Here is a 16,579-nt window from a genome sequence, read left to right on the forward strand (position 1 = left end):
TTATGATTATAGGAAAAATACGCATCCTAGTCAAACCTCGCACTTATTGAACAGATATTTATTTTTGTAATATTTTTGAAAAGTTTTAGTTGTCAAACAATCTATTTTTTAGTAGAATGATGTCGGAGATATATTATTTAAAAGGAGTTCTTTATGAAAAAGTTTAGGTTTGGCACTTGGCTTGTCCTGTCAGCCGGCTCTTTGTTGTTACTTTCACAGGCTCTTCCTGCAGAGAATGTTGCTGCGAATCAGAAGAACCAGATTAAGGTCCAGCTGCTTAACCATAGCGATGAAACAGCTATCGGCACTCTGGAGTTGAATGGAGAGTATCAGCTAAAGCTTGGGAAAAAGGACAAGTACGGTCGGGCTACTGCTGCTCATGTCCAAATGCAGGAGCAACACAAAGCCAAAAAGAAAAAGGAGACCAAGGTCACTTACAATCCCATCGGTTGGCACAATTACAAATTTTACTATGGAAATGGAGATGATCGGGCTTGGCTCATGAATCGCGCTCATCTGATTGGCTTCACTTTCAGCGGCCTCAATAATGAAGGGAAAAACCTCGTTCCGATGACAGCTTGGCTCAACTCTGGCAGTTTCCAAGGACTGGATGACAATAACCCAGATAGCATGATCTATTATGAACATCGCTTGGAACGCTGGCTAGAGGAAAATCCTGATTATTGGCTGGATTACAAGGTTACTCCGATTTATACGGACAATGAGCTTCTTCCTCGCAAGATTGAGCTCCAGTATGTCGGGCTTGACGCAGAAGGCAATGTTGTCAGCATTCAGCTAGGGGGCAAGGAGACCATAGATGAAGACGGAATGTCTCATGTCCTCTTGGACAATGTTTCTCCAAATGCAGAGATTGACTACCAAACAGGCACTGCTGTCAATACCATGATTGAGTAGAATTATAGATAAGAACACAAAAACAGACCATCGCTATGATGGTCTGTTTTTTATTTATTTTTACCAATACAGACAGCCGTAAACCAGCAAGACTGCAATCATACTGAAAAGCGAGCCAATCAGGTAGTATTCAGCAAAGGACTGGCTTTCTGAAATCTTATTATAGCGGGCGATAGACTTAGCCGTAAAAACTAACCCAATTGCAGTAAACTGCCCGAAAATAAGAGAAAGTCCCATAATCAAGCGCTCTAATACCCCAATCATGGCACCAGCCCCCGCAATAGTCTCCCCACTGTCTTCTCCTGCCTGATACTTGCTGAAGAAGAGTTTAAAGAGGATATTAACCGGCTTACCAGTAAGGGCGAAGAAAAAGAGAGCCTGTAGCATGAGGTAGCGCTCAGACAGCCAATTAGGAGCTGAAATTTTCTGCTGCCCTAAGAGAAAATAAAGAGCAAAAATGCTAATCAGATGCAAGACCTGATCCAGTATAAAGGCAAACTTTTGAGCATGATGGCGGACAATCGATGAATTCAGCCTATTCTTCAAGAAGTCAATAAGCGCATGGCTGAGCCAGACCAAGGCGAAATATAGCAGATAATTAGGTAAGATGAGCCCCAAGAGCAACAAGGGCAAGAGAACAATTCCCAAATGAAGAATTAAGAAATTCATCCGCCGGCTTTTAAGGTCAGCCATTTTCTGACTTTGAAGCTGAAAATCAGCTAGTACATGAGCCAGCAAAGTCAATACAAGAATCGGATTCTGCACGAGAAATTCTGAAAATCCCATAAAATTTGTCATTCTTCAGCCTCCTTTGCTGCCTGTAGAATCATTTTCATAGCTAAACGGCGATTTCTCAGATAGATCTTCAGTCCAGACGACTTGAGCCGCTTACTAAGCGCACTGGGACTAATCTGTAACAGATCTGCTATTTCTCCATGAGAAAAATTCTCGTCATAGATATATTCCATGAGCATCCGCTCCAGAACCTCTCTCTGACTGGTATTCCACTTGCTCTGGATAAATGAAGTAGCTGCCAGCACCGTATTGACCGCCTGACTGAGCTCTTCATCTCCCAAGGATACAGCTATACGGCTGCTGCCGTAGTCGTTCTTCTCGTGAATAGCCTCAATGGCTGCGCGTGCCCTCCAGTAGGCCGGACCGTCGGCACCAATACTCTGCTCCCGATTGATATCCGTCACAATCTCCCCCAGGCCAAGCCCGAAGCGAATTGGGTGAGGAAAGCCCAAGGCAATCTGATCAAGGAGCTGCATAATCTCTGGATTAGGCCGCAGCAAAGCCTGAAACTCATCTCCAGTCGTCACCGTGAAAGGTGACACCAGATAATCCCGATAATCCTGATTTAGCACCGCCATCATGTCCTGCAGGTCCTTCTGCGCCTGCTTGCGATTTTTCAGCTGTTTGGATTCTATTAAATCTCCAATAAGAGCAATATAAAGCATACCAAACCTCCTTTAAGTCCATTATAAAGGAAAATTTAAAAAATGTCTATTTAAACGGCAACTTTTTAGAATATCCATTGTAAAGGAAAGACTATTTTTTATTTTTAGGTGCTGGTAATGCAGGGTAAGCAGCTTCAATCAAATTACAGAGAAAGGCTGCATCTTCTACTTCTTTTATATGAAGCATTGGCTTTGCACCTGGATAAGGGGTCTCATAAACCGGATTTTCACAAAAATCCAGGGCTGGCTGGACCGGCTTGAGCAGCAAGCGATTGTCATAAATCCCGCCAAATAAGCGCCCCCGATAATAGAGCAAATACTCTCCCATCATCTTGCGAAAGCTAATTTCTTGCCCTAAGCCCTGCAGCTGCCTCAGGATAAAATCCAAATATTCTTGACTAGATGCCATCGAAACACCTCCATGAATTGATACTTTATTATACCAAAAATGGATGAAGATTTCCTGACTAAGAGTTCAACTCATCTCCTTCAATCCGTATTCTGTCTTTCCTCAAGTAAGCAAAAAAGCTAGACCATATAAGTCTAACTTTTATTTCTTATTTTTTTAAAAGTCCTTCCTTGACCAGATAGTCACGCGCGATATTTTCGGCCTTTTTACCTTCAATGCCAACTTGATAATTCATCTGGCTCATCTGGCTTTCCGTAATTTTACCAGCCAACTTATTGAGAATACCTTCCAATTCAGGGTGTTTTTCGAGCAATTCAGCCTTCATGAGAGGTGCTCCTTGATAAGGAGGGAAAAGGTGCTTATCGTCTTCTAAAACTTGTAAATCATAACGCGCAAGTTCTGCGTCAGTCGAATAGGCATCCGTGATTTGAATATCACCCGACTGGATAGCTTGGTAGCGAAGCGCTGGCTCCATGGTTGACACATTGAGATTAAGGCCATATAGAGATTGCAAACCCTTGTTCCCATCTTCACGGTCGTTAAATTCCAAGGTAAACCCTGCCTTGAGCTTGTCTTGAACTGTCTTAAGGTCAGAGATGGTTTTAAGATTGTATTCTTTGGCGACACTCTTGGGTACAGCAATCGCATAGGTATTATGATAAGCCATGTGATTTAGCAAGACTAGATTGTCCTGTTTTCTGATTCCATCACGTGCTGCTTCAAAAACTTCTTCAGCATCAGTACTGGCTTTTGGAGCAGGCTGCAAGAGAGTTCCAGTAATCGTACCGGTAAACTCAGGATAAATATCAATATCACCTTTTTTTAGAGCTTGATAAAGGAAGTCAGTCTTACCAAAGTTTGGCTTGACTGTCACAGTCATATCCGTATTTTCCTCAATGAGAAGTTTATACATATTCATGAGAATTTCTGGTTCTGGACCTAATTTCCCAGCTATAACCAGATGATCCTTCTCCTGCTTGGGAAAGAGACTTGGAGTGTAAGAAGCGCCTAGTCCGAGTATTAAGACAGCAAAAGCTGTAAATACAGTCCGAAGCTTAGCCTTTTCCATCCATTTAAGGAGACTGTTGAAAAGAATAGCCAAAACTGCAGATGAAATAGCTCCAATCAAGATCAGGCTGGCATTGCGACGGTCAATTCCTAGAAGGATAAAAGAACCTAGTCCGCCAGCTCCGACAAGTGCTGCTAGAGTTGCTGTTCCGATAATCATAACCGTTGCAGTCCGAACTCCTGATACGATGACAGGCATAGCTAGAGGCAGTTCAAACTTTTTGAGTCGCTCCCACTTGGTCATCCCAAAGGCGATTCCAGCTTCTTCTAAACTAGGATCAATCCCATTCAAAGCCGTGACAGTATTTTCTAAAATCGGGAAAATAGCGTAAATCACCAGAGCAGTCAGTGCTGGCAGTGTACCAATCCCCATGAGTGGGATAAAGAGTCCCAGCAAGGCCATTGAAGGAATAGTTTGAAAGATTCCTGCAATTTGCAGCACCCAATTGGCTGTTTTTTTGTGACTATGAAGATAGATAGCGAGCGGAATGGTCAGGAAGATAGCCACTAGTAAGGTCAGAAGAGACAGCTGGAGGTGTTGCCCTAAGGCTGCCAACCATTCGCCAAAGCGCTCCTGAAAGGTAGAAAACAAATTAGCCATGTTGAACACCTCCAAACAAATCTGCTACGAAGCTGGTTGCAGGTGCAGATAAGATTTCCTCAGGTGTCGCCACTTGACGAATCTCCCCGTCCTGCAGAACAGCAATCCGATTCCCCAACTTTAAAGCCTCGTCCGTATCATGGGTCACAAAGATTGTCGTCATCCCAAACTGGTCATGGATACTCTTGGTCAAGCTCTGCAATTGCTTACGCGAGATGGCATCAAGAGCTGAAAAAGGCTCATCCATCAGCAGGATTTTGGGTTGGGCGATAATAGCACGGACAATACCCACCCGTTGCTGCTCACCACCAGACAGCTCACTCGGCATACGCTGAGCATAGTCTTCTGCAGGTAAGCCCACTAGCTCCAGCAATTCAACGGTCTTCTGCTGAATATCTGCTTTGCTCCATCCTTTCATTTCAGGAATGAGAGCAATATTTTCTACCACCGTTAGATTTGGAAAGAGAGCAATCGCTTGTAAGACATAGCCTGTAGAAAGGCGCAGCTCACGCTCATCATAGTCTTTGATGCGCTTGCCATCCATGTAAATATCGCCATCTGTAGGTTCCAAGAGACGGTTGATCATCTTGAGCATGGTTGTCTTACCGGACCCAGAAGGACCCACTAAAACCATAAATTCACCATCCTCAATCCGTAAGTTGACATCTCTCAAGACATCCTTTTCTGTATAGCGTAGCGCTACATTCTTGTATTCAATCATTGTTTGTCCTCCTTTTAAAACTTCCCTCGATTGGTCAAGTCTTCTACCTTAGGCATGACTTCTTTATTATCCCAATGCTCCACAATTTTCCCATTTTCTAGACGGAAGATATCGTACTGGGCATAGGCCACCCCATCTATCTGAGTCTGCCCATAGCTGACCACATAGTTTCCTTGTCCCAAAAGCTGGAAAACAAAGTCGAAAGTAACACCATGTTCAGCCACATAGTTTTTATAAGCATCACTTCCTTGGCCAATCTCATGATTGTGCTGAATCAAATCTTCTGCCACATAATCATCCCACTGCTCTAGTTCGCCGTTTTGAAAGATTTCTGTCAAGAAACGACGAACGGTTTTTTTATTTGCTACTGTCTTGTCCAAATCCATAATTTCAAAATCTCCAAAGATCTGATCTAACTGTCCATTTTCTGGAACACGATAGTAGTCAATGACATCCCAATGCTCCACGATACGGCCATTCTCATCCGCACGGAAAGTATCCGTCGTCACCCATTGAGCTTCCCCGCCATTGAGATATTGATGAACATGGACGAAGACTAGATTGCCGTCTTCAATGGTGCGAACAATCTTCATCTCACGCTCGGGATGGCGCTCAAAGAAATTTGCAAAGAAAGCCGCAAACCCTTCTTTCCCATCTGGCACACCTGTCGAGTGTTGAATGTAGGTATCCCCTACAGACTGAGCTTGAGCCTCGGCAACGCGCCCATCTTGAATGGCATGAATGTATAAATTTTGTGCATTTTCAACTTGTTTTGACATGATTTATGCCTCTTTTTCTTTTAAATTCGCTAAGATGCGTTCCTGATAACTTTCAAACTGGCGAATTTCTTCCTCTGAGAAACCTTTATAAAAAATAGCATCCAATTTTTGACTGACGCGATGGCCAACTTCTTTCTGGGACCAACCTTGCTCCGTCAACTTGACATATTTTTTTCGCTTGTCTAAACCACACTGACTAAAGGTCACCAAACCCTGTTCTTCCAGCTTTTTCAGCATAGTCGTCAGCGTATTATTGGCCAATCCTGTCGCCAGTGCAATATCTGTCGCCGTAGCGCAACCCGTTTCACTATTCCATAAAACTGTGAGAATCTTGCCCTGTTCACTCCGATAAAGAGCTTCAGGATCCTGATTCAGTAACTTTTGAAAAATCCGCCCATTCAACAAACGAATATGATAGGCTACCAAATGACTGTCTTTCATACTCCCTCCAATTTATTTCTATATCGAATCGTTTTTAAATTGTAACATCTAGAATTATATCTGTCAAGCATTTTGTTCTATTTGGAAATAATTTTAAACTGGGTAAAGATTTTAAAATCAAAGTTCCAAACTAAAAAGCCCAGTGTAAAGAGGCGACTCCTACACTGAGCTTCTTTTTTTATCTTAGTAATATTCACCCTGACGGTAATCCCATGAGTTGAAAGTATCGGACAGGTGCATCATGATTTTGTCAATGTCCAAGCCTTTGCGGATGACCACTGGTGCTGGTGAGATGGAACGTTGCCCACCTTGTTCTGGAATCAGTTTTCCATCTTTATCCACCATGGAAACCATAACACCTTGCTCATAGCGAGTTTCAATCGTCTTGTCTGGCTGGATAGAGGCTACATAGTCATCTGCTTCAATGACTAAATCAACAGCATTTTCGATGCGCTCGCCAATTCCTTCGACCTTGCCACGGTTTCCTTTACCGGATGGATTGGCTGAGGAAGCATAAACCATCTTGCCTTCTTCCCAAAGCTTAGCTGCCAGCTGCTCGCCCGCCTTACCAAACTTAATAACAAAACAGCTAGTTCCACGAACATCTGTCATCAGCTCTTCCCGACCGTCGCCAAAGGCCTTGAGCTTTTCAAAAGCTTCTGGCTTCCATGGAAGGATACAGCCCAAGAGGATGTCTTCATCCCAATGCTTTTGATAAAAAGCTTCAATTTCCGGATTTAGCTGAGCCAAAGCACGGAGCTCATCCATACTGCCACAGAGGACAACACCTGGCTTATTACGGTTACGAGCCTTAGCTTCGAACTTACGCTCCAAGCCAGCTTTATCGCTAGTCATGATGATGTAACCTACCTTGGTCGGGCAAACAATACAGCCGCCATCGCCTTTCAAGATGTCATAACCTTCTTGTGAAAGCTGTCCGTTCCATTGAATGTGTTTTGTCATAAGTTTCTTCCTTTTCTATTAAATTAAGATTTATTTTACCATATATTTTTATCGGAGACAAGATTTTTTCAGAATTTTCTCAATATAGCAAAAAATAAGGTTACTGCCAATAAGATGGACGATTTTTTTCATATTCTGCAATCAAATCCTCATACTGAAGCGTAATGCCGATATCATCCAGACCGTTGAGGAGCTTATGTTTCCATTCTCCATCAATGTCAAAGGAGAATTCTCCCACCGGTGAAAAAATCTTCTGCTGCTCCAAATCCACCGTCACTTCATCTGTCGGCTTCAGGTTAGCCAAGGCTTGTCGGACTTCCAATGGCTGGACGATAGGCAGCATACCGTTATTAAGCTCGTTGTTGTAGTGAATATCCCCGAAAGATCCAGCAATGACTACCTTGAAGCCATAGTCAGCCAAGGCCCAGGCGGCATGCTCCCGAGAGGAACCGGCTCCGAAATTGTCACCTGTAATCAGAATAGTCGCCTTACGGTACTCCGGTCTATTAAAGACAAAATCAGGATCTTCCGTGTACTGATTGTCCAGATAACGCCATGCGTACATGAGGTACTTGCCAAAACCTTTTTTATCAATCAACTTGAGAAACTGCTTGGGCAAAATTTGGTCCGTATCGATATTATCGTTCATGAGGGGCACTGTTGTCCCCGTGTAGATTGTAAATTTTTCCATAAACCTTCCTTACTGGACCTCCGGTAGCTGGCGGACATCTACAAATCGCCCGGCAATGGCTGCTGCTGCTGCCATGGCTGGACTACAAAGATGGGTCTTTGCTCCAAATCCCTGCCGATCCTCAAAGTTCCGATTGCTGGTCGAGGCACAGTGGACTCCGTCCGGCACCTTGTCTGGATTCATTCCCAGGCACATGGAACAACCCGGATCGCGCCACTCAAAGCCTGCATCCATGAAAATTTTATCCAGTCCCATCTTTTCAGCAGCCCGCTTGACCGGACGAGAGCCTGGTACGACGATAGCTGTCAGATTGGGAGCAATGTGCTTACCAGCGACAAACTTAGCTGCCAGCTGCAAGTCACTGAGCCTGGCATTGGTACAGGAGCCGATAAAGATATAACCTAGGTCAATATCTTCTGCTTTCTTACCCGGTGAGAGGTCCATGTAATTGTAAGCCCGCTCGTCGTTCATATCGCGAATTTCTGGGAAAGCCGCGCCAAACTCTACTCCCATAGAAGGATTGGTTCCCCAAGTCACCATAGGTGCCAGCTCGGAGACATCAATCTCAATGACCTTATCATAGACGGCATCAGGATCACTGACCAAAGTCTTCCAATCAGCTACCGCTGCTTCAAAGTCCTTGGGAGCGCCCGGCCGCCCTTTAACGTAATCATAGGTCTTCTGGTCGGGATTCATAATGCCCATCTTAGAGCCAAACTCAATGGACATATTGCAGATGGTCATGCGCTCTTCCATAGTCAGATGATCAATCGCATCGCCAGCATACTCGACCACATGCCCAACACCTGCAGCCACACCATATCGGGCAATCAGAGCGAGGATAAAGTCCTTGGAATAGACACCTTTAGGTGGCACCCCAGTAAATTTGACCAGCATTTTCTTAGGCTTGACCTGCCAAATGGTCTGCGTGGCAAAGACGTGCTCTACCTCCGAAGTACCGATTCCAAAAGCAATAGCACCAAAAGCACCGTGAGTGGCCGTGTGACTGTCACCGCAGACGATGAATTTGCCCGGCTGAGTCTTGCCAGTTTCCGGTCCAACCATATGGACAATCCCCTGCAACTCCGATCCGTGAGCCGCATGCTCGATACCAAAATCCTTGACATTCTCAGAAAGTTTATCAATCTGAGCCTTGGAAATCACATCCCGAATATCATAGATATTGACCGTAGGAACATTATGATCAAAGGTTCCAAAGGTCAAATCCGGCCGTCTAACTTTGCGCCCTGCATCTCGAAGGCCTTGAAAAGCCTGAGGGCTGGTTACTTCATGAATATAATGCTGATCCACATACATAAGCTGGGGCTGGCCTTCTTCACCAGTTATCAGATGCCTTTCCCAAAGCTTATCAAAAATCGATTTTCCAGCCATACTAGCTTCTCCATATGTAATATAAAATTCCGATTCCCACTATTATTCCGCAAATCCAAGCCAGCCAGAAATACCATTTTCTGGTCTTGTGATGAAAGAGGCGACCGCCTAATAAAGCGCCCAAACCTGCGGCTGCCAAAGCTGACAAGAGCAAGGTTTTCTCTGGAATGCGGTAGTGATTTTTCTTAGCCTTACGCTTATCCCAGCCATAAAGCAGGAAAACGACAAGGTTCCATAGCAGGCAAATACCTGTTAATATCCATTTCATAAGTTATTAATAATTGCCTCCGTCATTTGAGCTGTCCCTGCCTGACCGCCAAGATCTCGGGTTAAAATACCCTGAGCCAAAGTCTTCTCAACCGCTGCTTCAATCGCCTCTGCAGCCTCAAGCTCTGCAAAACTATCCCGCAGCATCATGGCCACAGAAAGTATCATACTGATAGGGTTGGCAATGCCTTTCCCTGCAATATCAGGAGCTGAACCATGGATAGGCTCGTAAAGACTTGGTCCAGTTGCCGAATGACTGGCCGATGGCATAACTCCCAGCGTCCCTGACAGGACACTGGACTCGTCTGAGAGAATATCCCCGAAGAGATTTTCCGTTACTACAACGTCAAACTTAGCAGGATTGGTAATCATGAGCATAGCAGCGCTGTCCACCAGTTGGTGCTCCAAGGTCACATCTGGATAATCCTTGGCCACCTCATCTGCCACTCTGCGCCAGAGTTTGGATGTTGCTAACACATTTTGCTTGTCAATACTGGTCACGCGCTTTCTGCGACCACGCGCGATATCAAAGGCCTTACGGACAATCCGCTCCACCTCTTCATAGCTGTAGTCGTTGATATCACGAGCAGATTTATCCTCCAAAATATGCTCGCCAAAGTAAATCCCACCAGTCAGCTCACGCACGACAACGAAATCCACACCAGCAATTCTTTCAGCCTTCAAAGGCGACAAATGCTTAAGTGCATCGAAAATCTTAACTGGGCGGATATTGGCATAGAGTTCAAGCTCCTTGCGCAGAGCAAGCAAACCTTGCTCCGGACGAACTGGAGCACTATCATACTGGGGACTTCCGATAGCTGCTAGAAGAATAGCATCCGCCTCCTTGGCCGCTTCTAGAGTTGACTGAGGCAGAGGATTACCTTCCGCATCAATACCAGCACCCCCAAAAGCCTTCTCTGTGACATGGTAAGTAAATCCAAACTTGCCCGCAACAGCAGCCAGTACTTTGAGACCGGCTTCCATGATTTCTGGGCCGATACCATCACCCGCCAGAGCTACAATTTCTTTTGTCATAGTCGCTTCCTTCTAATTATTTGCAGGCAGATCGCGGTAGGATACCTGATGGCCGATTTCACCCGCATTTTCCTTTTGCACAAAGGTATTGGCATGGATATAGGCAATGGCGCTGGCCTTAAGAACATCAAAGTCAATACCAGAGGAGTTGAAAATTGTATCTGTATCCGTATTTTCAACAGCCACCAAGACGCGAGCCTGAGAGTCAATACCATCCGTCACCGCCTCGATGTTATAAGATAAAAGCTGAACAGACTGGTTAAAGAATTGGTCAATGGCATTAAAGATAGCTTCAACGCTTCCTTGACCTTCTGCCACACAGCTGACCGTCTCTCCGTCGCCATTAACCAACTGCACATCCGCTGTGATGGTATGGTCATCATTGGTCGTCAACTGCAGATCATCAAAGTGGAAGCCTTCAGGATTTTCGACCGTCGTTCCAGCAATCAGAGCCCGAATATCAGCGTCTGTGACTTCATTTTTCTTATCAGCCAAGACCTTAAATTTAGCAAAGAGATCATTAATTTCAGATTCTGCAAAGTCCAGAGCCAATTCTTTGAGTTTTTCGACAAAGGCATGGCGGCCAGACAGTTTACCAAGCGGAAGCGAATTGCTCTTGACTCCAACCAGCTCAGGTGTGATGATTTCATAGGTCAGTGGATTCTTAAGAACACCATCCTGATGGATACCGGACTCATGAGAGAAGGCATTGCCGCCAACGACCGCCTTGTTCTTAGGCACTGGAATACCAGAGAAGCGGGATACCAGCTCAGAAGTGTTGATGGTTTCATTAAGGACAATGTCTGTCTCAACTTGGTAATAGTCCTGACGAATCTCTAAGGCAACTGCTACTTCTTCCAATGCTACATTTCCAGCCCGCTCACCGATTCCATTGATAGTTCCCTGAACACGACCAGCACCGTGCTTGATAGCTGTCAAACTATTAGCCGTTGCCATACCAAGGTCATCATGGCAATGAACACCAAATACCACCTTATGATCTGAAGTCACATTTGCCACTAGGTAGTCGAAAATATTTGCAAACTCTTCCGGAGTAGTAAAGCCGACTGTATCTGGAATATTGATATAAGTCGCACCTGCATCAACTGCTGTTTGTACCACCTTAAAGAGGAAATCCAGCTCTGTTCGTGTCGCATCCTCTGGCGAAAACTCGACTATATCGAACTTGGAGCGCGCGTAGGAGACATGCTCTTTCACAGCTTCTAAAATCTCTTCCTTAGACTTTTTCAGCTTAAACTCTCTGTGAATAGGACTGGTCGCAATGAAGACATGAATCTGTGGATGCTTAGCATCCTTGAGCGCTTCATAACAGGCATCAATATCGGACTTGACCGAACGCGCCAGACCAGTAACAGAAGCTTTTGTGATGGCTTTAGCAATCTCCTGCACCGCCGCAAAAGAATCTGGACTCGCAGCAGGAAAACCGGCTTCAATGACTGAAATCCCCCACTTCTCTAACTGCTTGGCAATAGCCACCTTTTCCTTGATAGAGAAATTCACTCCTGGTGTCTGCTCGCCATCCCGGAGGCTGGTATCAAAAAACTCAACTTTGCGTGTCATAGACAACTCCTTTTCTAAGATACAAAGACCCTTTTAGGAAAAAATCTTCCCAAACTTCTAGGTCGTATTCAATGACTGAGACGGTATAAGACAAATCGATTTCAGAAAAATCAAGATGTACTCCCACTCCCGTCGCTCCTTTAGAAACCATTTCTTCCTCATCAGAGTTTGAGGTAAGATAGGTGAAATAAAAAACATCTCACTTGAGGAACAAGCGAGATGTTGATTTACTCCCGCTTGGTAAGCCAAACAGGACTAATGCTTTTGCACTAGCCCGAGTAACGCAACAACAAAGCAAAGTTTGAAGATTGGGTTGACTTCATGTTTGACTAACTCCTTTTTGAGATGGTTTCTTATTGTTTAGTATTTTAACACAGTATCATAAACCTGTCAAGAAAAAGTCGATATTTTCTGAAAATTTTTAATATGCTGGATTATTTTTGGGGATTTAAACTGTAAATACGAGAAAAAGGAAGTAAGGTAAGTCTCACTTCTTCTATTTTTCAGCAATCGTAACATAGTCTAATTCCACTTTCCTCATCTCCTCACATACTGAATGCCTCGGAAAAGGAGAAAGGCTGTTAGAATCAGGGAAACAAGCCAGATGGTCTTCAGGAGGTAAAATTGAATCAGATAGGTAGAGATGATGGCTCCGACTACAAAGCTTGCCAATAGGGCTACAAAGAAAAGGCCTTCTTTCAAATCTTTCCCTTTTTTGTTTCGAGCATAGTTGCCGAAAGCTACCATGGTTTTCTTGATATTCCCCGTCGTAAAGGAGTTGTTATAGACAATACCATCCACCTCGCCAAAAGCCGTCGCGACCAGACCTATGCAGAAAGCCAGTGGCGGCACGATATAGAGATGGGACACATTTGCTGGCAAAAATCCAGCGACAGCTGTCGTCAATATCAAGGGAAAAACGCTGGACAGCCTGCGCCAAGAATGCTCAAAATGATGCTGAAAAACGGTCATCAGAAAAATCCCCAGCATAAAGGCCAGCATAGTTGCCAATTTAACTTCAATTCCTCTTGTCTCCTGATTGATGAGCTCAACCGAAAGGAAAACGACGTTTCCTGTCTGCCCTGCCACCAAGGTCCCTCCCCTCTCAATGAAGGTATAGGCGTCGATAAATCCTGCACAAAAGGTCAAGAGGCAGGCAAAAAATTTTGAACGAGAGTGAAACTCTCTTTTTACAAATTGTTTCATAAATCACCTACAAAATAAGGGAGTGACCAGACTCCGAAAATCATAGATTTCAGTCCGTCCACTTCCCCTTGCTAGATTACATTTCAAAAATCTTGTAGCTACTGTGATTCGCCAGATTCACAAACTTTTATTTCCTCAAATGACAGAGCAGAAAGCTACGTGTGCTAGCCTTCTCTGGCTTCCTTAAGGATTTTTTCAATCTTGGTCGTAATCAGGTCAATAGCCACCTTATTAGAAGCTCCCTCTGGAATGATGACATCCGCATAGCGCTTGGTCGGCTCGATGAACTGATGGTACATAGGCTTAACGACACCCAAATACTGCTCAATAACGCTATCCAAACTGCGACCGCGCTCTTCCATGTCCCGCTTAATCCGGCGGATAATCCGAACATCATCATCTGTGTCCACAAAAATCTTAATATCCATCAAATCTCGCAGGCGCTGGTCCTCTAAGACCAAAATCCCCTCAACGATGAACACATCCTGAGGCTCCTGACGATAGGTCTTTTTGCTGCGGGTATGCTCCGTATAGTCGTAAGTGGGAATATCCACTGGTCGACCAGCCAAGAGCTCCTTGATCTGCTCAATCATCAGATCCGTATCAAAGGCAAAAGGATGGTCATAGTTGGTCTTAACCCGCTCCTCAAAAGTCAGATGCGTCTGATCCTTATAGTAGGAGTCATGCTCAATCATTGCAATATTTTCGTTTGGAAAATTAGCCAAAATTGCTCGAGAAACACTGGTCTTTCCGCCTCCGGAACCACCAGTTACACCAATAATAATAGGTCTATTTTGCATTATAAGCTCCATCTCTTGTTATCTTATCTATTTTACCGCAATTCATGTTATAATGAAAGAGCTAAAATAAAAAAAGTACATGCTTAAAAATAGAAAAAAGGAGGTTTTTATGCTCAAACTTGGAATCATCGGAACAGGTTCAATTTCTCATGAGTTCATCAAGGCTGCTCACTCAACAGGCGACTATCAGCTTGCTGCTGTCTACTCTCGTGCTCTGGCTTCTGCTGAGCGCTTTGTGCAAAACTATGAAAATACGGCCATTTTTACTGAAATGCTGGACTTTCTGTCGTCTGATATCGATGTCGTTTATATCGCCAGTCCCAACAGCCTGCATTTCAAGCATGCCAAGGTAGCCATTCTGGCTCGTAAACATGTCATTGTCGAAAAGCCAGCGGTTTCTCGTCCCAAAGAATGGCGGGAATTGGTCAAGCTGTCTGACGTGCATCAAGTCTATCTCTTTGAAGCTGCCCGCAACTATCATGAGCAGGCCTTTGATACGATTAGTGATTTCCTCAAGGACAAGACTGTTTTAGGAGCCAACTTCACCTATGCCAAGTATTCTTCAAAAATGCAGGCTCTGCTTGCGGGAGAGCAGCCTAACGTTTTCTCAGCTAAATTTTCTGGCGGCGCTTTGATGGATCTGGGTGTCTATCCAGTCTATGCGGCTATCAGACTTTTCGGCCATCCGCGCTTCGCTCGCTACAGCGCCCAGCTGCTGGCCAATACGATTGATTTAAATGGAGCCGGCTGTCTCATCTATCCAGATTTTCAAGTTCAGATTCAGGCCGGTAAAAATATAAACAGCAATCTGCCAGCAGAGATTTACACCGATCAGGGAACTCTGACTTTAGACGGGATTGAATTTATCAGCTCTGCTATTTTCCAAAATCTGGACGGTCAAGAAGAGGTGCTGCCTATCAAGCGTGCTTCCCATACCATGCTGGAAGAAGCTCAGGCTTTCGCGCGAGTGCTCAAGGGCGGACAGGATGCGGCTTACGAGAAATGGTTGGATGCTGCCGTAGCTGTTCACGAAAGCTTATTTGCCATGCGCAAGGACGCTGGCATTAGATTTGAGGTTGATGATGATTAAGGAACAATTTCCCCCGAGCTGGCGAAATCAGCTGGCTCAGTTAGGCTTTGAAGATTTGACAGCTATTCAGGAGAAGATGTTTGATTCTATTTCTGCAGGCGATACGGTGCTGGGAATCAGTCCAACTGGTACTGGTAAAACTCTGGCTTATCTCTTTCCCAGTCTGCTCAAACTGACACCTAGAAAAGCACAACAGCTCTTGATTTTAGCTCCTAATACTGAGCTGGCCGGACAAATCTTTGAGGTCTGCAAAACTTGGGCGGAGCCTTTAGGACTGACAGCCCAGCTACTACTCTCCGGCTCCAGCCAGAAGCGACAGATTGAGCGCCTTAAGAAAGGTCCAGAGATTATCATCGGAACGCCTGGGCGGATTTTCGAGTTGGTCAAGCTTAAGAAAATCAAGATGATGAATGTCGAAACCATCATTTTGGACGAATTTGACCAGCTGCTCAGCGATTCTCAGTATCACTTTGTAGATAAAATCACCCACTATGCGCCTCGTGACCACCAGCTGGTATATATGAGCGCCACCGCTAAGTTCGACCACGATAAGATTGCTGAAAACACTCTAGAAATCAGCATTGACGACCAAGTTTTGGACAACATCCAGCACTTTTACATGCAAGTCGAAAAACGTGATAAGGTGGACTTGCTCCGTAAGTTATCCAATGTTGAAGATTTCCGTGGACTGGTCTTCTTCAACGCTCTGTCAGACCTGGGCAGTGCCGAAGAAAAACTCCAGTATCGTGAAGCCAACGCAGTTTCTCTGGCCAGTGATGTCAACGTTAAGTTCCGCAAGGTGATTTTGGATAAGTTCAAAGAGCACCAGATTACTCTCCTGCTAGCCACTGACCTAGTTGCTCGCGGCATTGATATTGACTCCCTAGAATGCGTCGTCAATTATGAGCTTCCGCGCGATTTAGAAACCTATACCCACCGCTCTGGACGAACCGGCCGCATGGGCAAGGAAGGCTATGTCATCACCCTCATCAGCCATCCTGAAGAACTGAAAACTTTGAAAAAATACGCCACCGTCCGAGAAATTGTATTAAAAAATCAAGAACTTTATGTAACGAGTTAAACTAAAAAAGCTTTGGAAACATTAGATTTCCAAAGCTTTTCGCTTTTACTCATTGCCAACAACGATTTCAAAAATCTAA

The 16,579-nt window shown here is 44.7% G+C and carries 18 protein-coding genes; 3 read left to right on the top strand and 15 right to left on the bottom strand.

The window, feature by feature from the left end; all coding sequences use genetic code 11:
• Positions 1-153 precede the first annotated feature (153 nt).
• Positions 154-915, top strand: coding sequence for a DNA/RNA non-specific endonuclease (locus DQM55_RS06875; RefSeq protein ID WP_111675933.1), 762 nt, complete (start codon positions 154-156; stop codon positions 913-915).
• Positions 916-975: 60 nt separating this feature from the next.
• Here DQM55_RS06875 and DQM55_RS06880 read toward each other — a convergent pair whose 3' ends face one another.
• From DQM55_RS06880 to udk, 15 genes are all read right to left on the bottom strand, one after another.
• The gene (locus DQM55_RS06880; RefSeq protein WP_111675934.1) at positions 976-1,713 is read right to left on the bottom strand and encodes a DUF3307 domain-containing protein; all 738 of its coding nucleotides are present in this window, start codon (positions 1,711-1,713) and stop codon (positions 976-978) included.
• Positions 1,710-2,375 (bottom strand): SatD family protein, encoded by a 666-nt coding sequence (locus DQM55_RS06885; protein ID WP_111675935.1) that lies wholly within the window; start codon positions 2,373-2,375, stop codon positions 1,710-1,712. The genes DQM55_RS06880 and DQM55_RS06885 overlap by 4 nt, the downstream gene beginning before the upstream one ends.
• Positions 2,376-2,466: 91 nt before the next feature.
• Positions 2,467-2,784: a TfoX/Sxy family protein gene (locus DQM55_RS06890; protein ID WP_111675936.1), complete on the bottom strand. Its 318-nt coding sequence runs from the start codon at positions 2,782-2,784 to the stop codon at positions 2,467-2,469.
• 148 nt (positions 2,785-2,932) lie between these two features.
• Positions 2,933-4,453 (bottom strand): ABC transporter permease/substrate-binding protein, encoded by a 1,521-nt coding sequence (locus tag DQM55_RS06895; RefSeq protein ID WP_111675937.1) that lies wholly within the window; start codon positions 4,451-4,453, stop codon positions 2,933-2,935.
• Entirely contained in the window at positions 4,446-5,174 is a 729-nt protein-coding gene (locus DQM55_RS06900) for an ATP-binding cassette domain-containing protein (protein ID WP_111675938.1), read from the bottom strand. Before DQM55_RS06900 ends, DQM55_RS06895 begins: the two co-directional genes overlap by 8 nt.
• Positions 5,175-5,188: 14 nt before the next feature.
• A complete protein-coding gene (locus tag DQM55_RS06905; RefSeq protein ID WP_111675939.1) occupies positions 5,189-5,953 on the bottom strand; it encodes a nuclear transport factor 2 family protein in 765 nt (254 codons plus the stop codon).
• A 3-nt stretch (positions 5,954-5,956) separates the two neighbouring features.
• Entirely contained in the window at positions 5,957-6,394 is a 438-nt protein-coding gene (locus DQM55_RS06910; RefSeq protein WP_111675940.1) for a MarR family winged helix-turn-helix transcriptional regulator, read from the bottom strand.
• A 183-nt stretch (positions 6,395-6,577) separates the two neighbouring features.
• The gene (locus DQM55_RS06915; protein ID WP_002897734.1) at positions 6,578-7,357 is read right to left on the bottom strand and encodes an L-threonylcarbamoyladenylate synthase; all 780 of its coding nucleotides are present in this window, start codon (positions 7,355-7,357) and stop codon (positions 6,578-6,580) included.
• Positions 7,358-7,457: 100 nt separating this feature from the next.
• Complete coding sequence (gene leuD / locus DQM55_RS06920) at positions 7,458-8,048, bottom strand: 3-isopropylmalate dehydratase small subunit (RefSeq protein ID WP_002895722.1); 591 nt, start codon at positions 8,046-8,048, stop codon at positions 7,458-7,460.
• Between the two features lie 9 nt (positions 8,049-8,057).
• A complete protein-coding gene (gene leuC / locus DQM55_RS06925; RefSeq protein WP_011836839.1) occupies positions 8,058-9,440 on the bottom strand; it encodes a 3-isopropylmalate dehydratase large subunit in 1,383 nt (460 codons plus the stop codon).
• 1 nt (position 9,441) lies between these two features.
• Entirely contained in the window at positions 9,442-9,708 is a 267-nt protein-coding gene (locus tag DQM55_RS06930) for a DUF1294 domain-containing protein (protein WP_011836838.1), read from the bottom strand.
• On the bottom strand, positions 9,705-10,742 hold the full coding sequence (gene leuB / locus DQM55_RS06935) for a 3-isopropylmalate dehydrogenase (protein ID WP_111675941.1): 1,038 nt from the start codon (positions 10,740-10,742) through the stop codon (positions 9,705-9,707). Before leuB ends, DQM55_RS06930 begins: the two co-directional genes overlap by 4 nt.
• A 12-nt stretch (positions 10,743-10,754) precedes the next feature.
• Positions 10,755-12,323 (bottom strand): 2-isopropylmalate synthase, encoded by a 1,569-nt coding sequence (locus tag DQM55_RS06940; RefSeq protein WP_111675942.1) that lies wholly within the window; start codon positions 12,321-12,323, stop codon positions 10,755-10,757.
• Positions 12,324-12,860: 537 nt separating this feature from the next.
• A complete protein-coding gene (locus DQM55_RS06945) occupies positions 12,861-13,529 on the bottom strand; it encodes a YoaK family protein (protein ID WP_111675943.1) in 669 nt (222 codons plus the stop codon).
• A 164-nt stretch (positions 13,530-13,693) separates the two neighbouring features.
• Positions 13,694-14,329 (bottom strand): uridine kinase, encoded by a 636-nt coding sequence (gene udk, locus DQM55_RS06950; RefSeq protein WP_032909529.1) that lies wholly within the window; start codon positions 14,327-14,329, stop codon positions 13,694-13,696.
• Positions 14,330-14,408: 79 nt separating this feature from the next.
• Here udk and DQM55_RS06955 point away from each other — a divergent pair, with 79 nt between their 5' ends.
• Together DQM55_RS06955 and DQM55_RS06960 are read left to right on the top strand one after the other, a co-directional pair.
• Entirely contained in the window at positions 14,409-15,419 is a 1,011-nt protein-coding gene (locus tag DQM55_RS06955) for a Gfo/Idh/MocA family protein (protein WP_111675944.1), read from the top strand.
• Entirely contained in the window at positions 15,409-16,500 is a 1,092-nt protein-coding gene (locus DQM55_RS06960; RefSeq protein WP_111675945.1) for a DEAD/DEAH box helicase, read from the top strand. The genes DQM55_RS06955 and DQM55_RS06960 overlap by 11 nt, the downstream gene beginning before the upstream one ends.
• The last annotated feature ends 79 nt before the right edge of the window (positions 16,501-16,579 follow it).

Source organism: Streptococcus sanguinis (assembly GCF_900475275.1).
In the GTDB taxonomy this organism is placed as follows: domain Bacteria; phylum Bacillota; class Bacilli; order Lactobacillales; family Streptococcaceae; genus Streptococcus; species Streptococcus sanguinis_N.

What these genes read in the sequence shown, in the direction of transcription:
- DQM55_RS06875 (WP_111675933.1), top strand. Translation starts at nt 154, where the DNA reads ATGAAAAAGTTTAGGTTTGGCACTTGGCTTGTCCTGTCAGCCGGCTCT.
- DQM55_RS06880 (WP_111675934.1), bottom strand. Translation starts at nt 1,713, where the DNA reads ATGACAAATTTTATGGGATTTTCAGAATTTCTCGTGCAGAATCCGATT.
- DQM55_RS06885 (WP_111675935.1), bottom strand. Translation starts at nt 2,375, where the DNA reads ATGCTTTATATTGCTCTTATTGGAGATTTAATAGAATCCAAACAGCTG.
- DQM55_RS06890 (WP_111675936.1), bottom strand. Translation starts at nt 2,784, where the DNA reads ATGGCATCTAGTCAAGAATATTTGGATTTTATCCTGAGGCAGCTGCAG.
- DQM55_RS06895 (WP_111675937.1), bottom strand. Translation starts at nt 4,453, where the DNA reads ATGGCTAATTTGTTTTCTACCTTTCAGGAGCGCTTTGGCGAATGGTTG.
- DQM55_RS06900 (WP_111675938.1), bottom strand. Translation starts at nt 5,174, where the DNA reads ATGATTGAATACAAGAATGTAGCGCTACGCTATACAGAAAAGGATGTC.
- DQM55_RS06905 (WP_111675939.1), bottom strand. Translation starts at nt 5,953, where the DNA reads ATGTCAAAACAAGTTGAAAATGCACAAAATTTATACATTCATGCCATT.
- DQM55_RS06910 (WP_111675940.1), bottom strand. Translation starts at nt 6,394, where the DNA reads ATGAAAGACAGTCATTTGGTAGCCTATCATATTCGTTTGTTGAATGGG.
- DQM55_RS06915 (WP_002897734.1), bottom strand. Translation starts at nt 7,357, where the DNA reads ATGACAAAACACATTCAATGGAACGGACAGCTTTCACAAGAAGGTTAT.
- leuD (WP_002895722.1), bottom strand. Translation starts at nt 8,048, where the DNA reads ATGGAAAAATTTACAATCTACACGGGGACAACAGTGCCCCTCATGAAC.
- leuC (WP_011836839.1), bottom strand. Translation starts at nt 9,440, where the DNA reads ATGGCTGGAAAATCGATTTTTGATAAGCTTTGGGAAAGGCATCTGATA.
- DQM55_RS06930 (WP_011836838.1), bottom strand. Translation starts at nt 9,708, where the DNA reads ATGAAATGGATATTAACAGGTATTTGCCTGCTATGGAACCTTGTCGTT.
- leuB (WP_111675941.1), bottom strand. Translation starts at nt 10,742, where the DNA reads ATGACAAAAGAAATTGTAGCTCTGGCGGGTGATGGTATCGGCCCAGAA.
- DQM55_RS06940 (WP_111675942.1), bottom strand. Translation starts at nt 12,323, where the DNA reads ATGACACGCAAAGTTGAGTTTTTTGATACCAGCCTCCGGGATGGCGAG.
- DQM55_RS06945 (WP_111675943.1), bottom strand. Translation starts at nt 13,529, where the DNA reads ATGAAACAATTTGTAAAAAGAGAGTTTCACTCTCGTTCAAAATTTTTT.
- udk (WP_032909529.1), bottom strand. Translation starts at nt 14,329, where the DNA reads ATGCAAAATAGACCTATTATTATTGGTGTAACTGGTGGTTCCGGAGGC.
- DQM55_RS06955 (WP_111675944.1), top strand. Translation starts at nt 14,409, where the DNA reads ATGCTTAAAAATAGAAAAAAGGAGGTTTTTATGCTCAAACTTGGAATC.
- DQM55_RS06960 (WP_111675945.1), top strand. Translation starts at nt 15,409, where the DNA reads ATGATGATTAAGGAACAATTTCCCCCGAGCTGGCGAAATCAGCTGGCT.